The sequence below is a fragment of the Variovorax sp. LG9.2 genome (assembly GCF_035018885.1).
In the GTDB taxonomy this organism is placed as follows: Bacteria; Pseudomonadota; Gammaproteobacteria; order Burkholderiales; family Burkholderiaceae_C; genus Variovorax.
The window spans coordinates 1-4,077 of the sequence record NZ_JASJXB010000070.1 but is presented as its reverse complement, the minus strand read 5'-3'; the positions used below and the strand labels follow the sequence as shown (position 1 = coordinate 4,077).

At 59.6% G+C, this 4,077-nt stretch carries 3 protein-coding genes and 2 pseudogenes; 2 read left to right on the top strand and 3 right to left on the bottom strand.

Annotated features, from left to right (window positions below; all coding sequences use genetic code 11):
• Nucleotides 1–76: 76 nt before the first annotated feature.
• Nucleotides 77–329: pseudogene (locus tag QN413_RS26795) on the top strand (transposase domain-containing protein); the annotation flags it as partial.
• Between the two features lie 35 nt (nt 330–364).
• Here the strand turns inward: QN413_RS26795 and QN413_RS26790 are convergent.
• Nucleotides 365–850: a hypothetical protein gene (locus tag QN413_RS26790; RefSeq protein WP_323499603.1), complete on the bottom strand. Its 486-nt coding sequence runs from the start codon at nt 848–850 to the stop codon at nt 365–367.
• Between the two features lie 71 nt (nt 851–921).
• On the bottom strand, nt 922–2,412 hold the full coding sequence (locus tag QN413_RS26785; RefSeq protein WP_323499602.1) for a HAMP domain-containing sensor histidine kinase: 1,491 nt from the start codon (nt 2,410–2,412) through the stop codon (nt 922–924).
• 720 nt (nt 2,413–3,132) lie between these two features.
• Here QN413_RS26785 and QN413_RS26780 point away from each other — a divergent pair.
• Nucleotides 3,133–3,340 (top strand): annotated as a pseudogene (locus QN413_RS26780) (IS3 family transposase); the annotation flags it as partial.
• A gap of 145 nt (nt 3,341–3,485) precedes the next feature.
• Here QN413_RS26780 and QN413_RS26775 read toward each other — a convergent pair.
• Complete coding sequence (locus tag QN413_RS26775; RefSeq protein WP_323499605.1) at nt 3,486–3,998, bottom strand: DUF4399 domain-containing protein; 513 nt, start codon at nt 3,996–3,998, stop codon at nt 3,486–3,488.
• Nucleotides 3,999–4,077 lie beyond the last annotated feature (79 nt).

Sequence of the window (4,077 nt, the reverse complement as noted above, 5' to 3'; positions counted from 1 at the left end):
CTTGCCAATCAGCCACAGCAAGCCAATTCATGAGTTCGGCTATGGGGTACGGATTGCACGGGCAAGGTCAGTTCGACTGCCGGCAGAGAACAATTGGATCGAGAATCAGATTCGGTCGGTGGCCGTGGGGCGCTTGAACTGGTTGTTTGCCGGCGGCTTGCGTGCGGGTCAGCGAGCCGCAGTGATCATAAGTCTGATCCAGTCGGCACGGCTCAACGGACACGACCCGTACGCGTATCTGAAGGACGTCTTCACGCGACTGCCGACGCAGCCGATGAGCTGAATCGAGGATGCTGCTGCCGCACCGTTGGAATCCGGGCACGAACTGAATCAGCACCGCGCTGACGCGCACCAGCGTTTGGCGTCAAGATGGGTTTGCCCGGTGATTACTCAAGAACAGCAGGCAGGCCGTTCCGACCGGCAGCTTGGCGCGATGGAAGAGCTCATGGCCCGAAGGGCCGCCGGCCGTGTGGCCGTGCAGCACCGAATAGCTTGCGAAGAAGGCCCCGAACATCACGATGTTGCTCAACAAAAAGAGCCAGAAGCCGTAGGTCACCACCACCCGCGCCGAAGCGGGGCCGCGCCCGGACGCGGGCACCTCTTCGCCGGAGGGCCCGTGTGTGTCCGCGTGAACGGTCAGGGCGCTCATGCGGCACCTGCCTCCAGCTCGCGCGCCGGCAGATGAACTTTGGGTGCCGGTCTCCATGAATGCCAGAGTAGTGCCGATGCAGAGCAGCCTCGACCACTTTACTTTGGGGCTGCCGCTCAAAAGCACTTGATTGATGAGTACCAGCAAATCATGGAAGCAGCGATTCAAGGCCCGCCGCTCGGTGTTGGCCTTATCAGGCAAGGGCGGGCCATGAGAGATGGTGCACACCGCAGCTGGATCCGTTCGGGATCGCTCAGAGGCGTGCAGTGGGACTACATAGTGACCGTGACGCAGTTGTCAACGCGGGCGATGGCCAGCACATCTTTTGTTACGTTCCGGAGGTTATCGTCAGTTTCGCCAGCGGGAGAATTCGCCGCCTGAGACGTCGCATCCAGGTCAAGCGTGAAGCGCGTGCCGCGGCCGACCACCGAGTCAACCTGAACCTGCGTGCCGAGTATTCGCGCCAGACGTGTGACGATGGACAGGCCAAGGCCGGCTCCATCGATCGACCCTTGGTCAGGCCGGTCAACGCGATAGAACTCCTTAAAGATATTGCCCAGATGCTGTTCAGGTATGCCGAAGCCCTGGTCCCACACCTGCACGCGAACTCCGCCGCGATGGCGCCGCGCGCAGAGCAGGATCTTCCGGTCGGGCTCGCTGTACTTGATGGCGTTACCCACCAGGTTGCCGATCATCCGCCGCATCTGCACGGCATCGGTCATCAGCAGGGATGGTGCGCCACGCCAGCGCAGCGAAATGCGGCGAGCAGCGGCGAGCGGTTCGAACTGGTTGTGAACGTCGGCGAGCAACTGCGCGATGTCAACCTGCGCGATCCGCAGCTGAACCTGGCCGCCGTCGAGGTTGGCCAGGTCGAACAGCGATTCAAAGAGTCCCCTCACCGCCTGGCTCGCCGCAGCGATCTTTGGCGCCAGTTGGATGTGCATGTCGGGGTGCTCGAGCAGGTGCTCGGCATAGAGCGACAACGCCAACACGGGCTGGCGCATGTCGTGCGACGCCGCCGCAAGAAAGCGGTTTTTGACACGCACGGCTTCGCGTGCTTCCTGTTCCCGCAAGGCGATGTCGTACTGCAGCCCGAATTGCTCGCGCTGGTTGTGGTGGATGCCTTTGCCGAAGCGTCCGAGCAGCCACCAATAGAAGAATGGCAAGCCGAGCAGCAACAGATCCGGTCCCGCGCTGCCGGATTCCTTGGTCGCTGTTATGCCAAGAAGCACTGCAATCAACATGCTGAACAGGGTGTTCGTGTAGGCCCTGGAAAGCGCAGGAACCAATGCGACAGTCGTCAGCGGCGCAGAAGCAACGCAAGCGAGCACCAGCCAGCAACCGAGCTGGTCATAGAGCGGAAGGTTGTCGAAACTGAAGAACAGCGACACGCCCCAGATTGCCCCGTGCAAAGTGAAGATCGGTCGCATGGCGGATATAAAGCCGGCCTGCATTGCCGACGTGTCCCGGCCAACCATGGCGGCGTAGGCAGCCTCGCGCCGATTGCGCCAGCCCAGGATCGCGAGTCCGGCGATCAGCCAGGTGAGCAGCAATGCTGGCTCCGCGTGACGCCAGCAGAACGCTGCGAAGACGGTCATCAGCGAGGCACCGACACGCTGGCGAAAGAGGGTGCCGCGCAAAAAGAGCCTCACCATACCCGAGCGGATCACAGCCTCGCGCGCTTCGGCCTCTGCGGAAAAGCCATCGTCAGGCTGGGTTTCTTTTTGCCCGCCAGAGATGAGACGCGTGGTCGTCGACTGCATTCGTTCGATACTCAGGTTTGCTGAAAATGGGTGAATCTAAAAAAGATTTCGGCCTAACGATCAGGCGGCATCGCTGCGTCGGCTTGAGCCTCTCTCCCGAGCACCTTGACGTGTCCGGCGGCGGCCTTCCGCCGAACGCTGTAAATCGGCTAGTGGTCAACTCGTAATGTAAACAAATGTTTACAGTTCGTAACTGAAAAAAGTCACGAACATTCCTATCTTGTGGGGGTGGTGTGGAGATTGCAGCGCGAAGTCGATCCGTGCCGTGCCGTGCCATGCCATGCACTTGCCGTCGCCTTCGCACATTTTTCTGACAGCTGTAACTCCTGGCGAACCAACATCACGTCCCTACCGAGCGCCGGAGACGCAACAGGTGACCTTGCCCTCGAAAAATGTATCCCTTGCTGAGCGTTTTAATTCAAGCAGGAGGCGGTGCGACTGGTCGAGGGTGGTCAGAGCATCGCGGCGGCGGCACGCATCTTGGGTCTGGTTGTTGACTGGAGTGAACCCCTACGGCTGGATCAGCGCGCTCCTGCGAACTAAGCCGCCTTCCGAGCAACTTGGGATTCGAATTCGTTGGGTGGAAGATAGCCAAGCGCCGAGTGAATCCGCTTTGCGTTGTAGACCTGTTGCGACCGGTCGAGAATTGACCAGTAAGCTGGCCACGACTTCAGGGCGATGCTGGCAGACTCCGCACGTCCCGCTTGACATAGGAGCGTCAACGCTTGCACTGAGACGCTCTTCGGGTCGTTGAAGGTGGAGCGACTGCACGGCAAACGGTTCAAGACCCGGCGCGAGGCGAAGGACGAAACCATCGATTGGCTGCTTTGGTACAACCGCGACCGGCTGCACTCTACTTGCATACGTCAGCCCGATGCAGTTCGAGCAGCACTGGCTTGCCAATCAGCCACAGCAAGCCAACTCATGAACTCGGCTATGGGGCACGGATTCCAGGGGCAAGCTCACTCGGTCACTCGCGACCACCGAGATCAATTAATTTTGCAACCCCGGACTTCTTCGTTATCAATGGCATGGCAAGAGGAGCCAGGTCAGTGTCAAAAGCTGACCGTACCTCATTGAACGCTGAAGCTGATCGCCTTAGCGCTCGCCTGCACCTTACCGTTGTCGTTGCTAACCCACTCAAGCAGAACCAAGTACTCCCCTTTGGGCGGCGCCAGCCAAAACTCGGTCTGACCCCCTTTGAGGTCGATGGCCTCACCTTTGGAGCCCGTGCGTTGAAGGTTGACTCGAAAATATCCTGTGCCTTCGGCATTGGCTGCGGAGTGCGACAAATTGAAGCCGCTCGCATGCAGCGCCATGCGAAACGGTGCGTATACCGTGCTGCCGGCAGCCGGCTGCATCACGAACACGCGTGGCGAGCCAAGTACGCTCGCAGGGGTTACCCCCTTGTTCTGCTTCGTGACCATGATGGTCAGCTCTTCGCTGTAGACGAAATACAGCACATGGGCATAGTTTGCGAGCAGCAATCGCACGGTGTGCGTGCCGGGTGAAAGATCCACTAAAGCTTCCATTTGACCCTTGCCAAAGTGGATGTAATTGGCGCTGAATGGCAGCGGCTTTTTCAGATTGACCTTGCCCCCGGAATCCGTACCCCATAGCCGAGTTCATGAATTGGCTTGCTGTGGCTGATTGGCAAGCCAGTCC

Coding starts and splice junctions, on each gene's coding strand:
- QN413_RS26785 (WP_323499602.1), bottom strand. CDS start 2,412: ATGCAGTCGACGACCACGCGTCTCATCTCTGGCGGGCAAAAAGAAACC.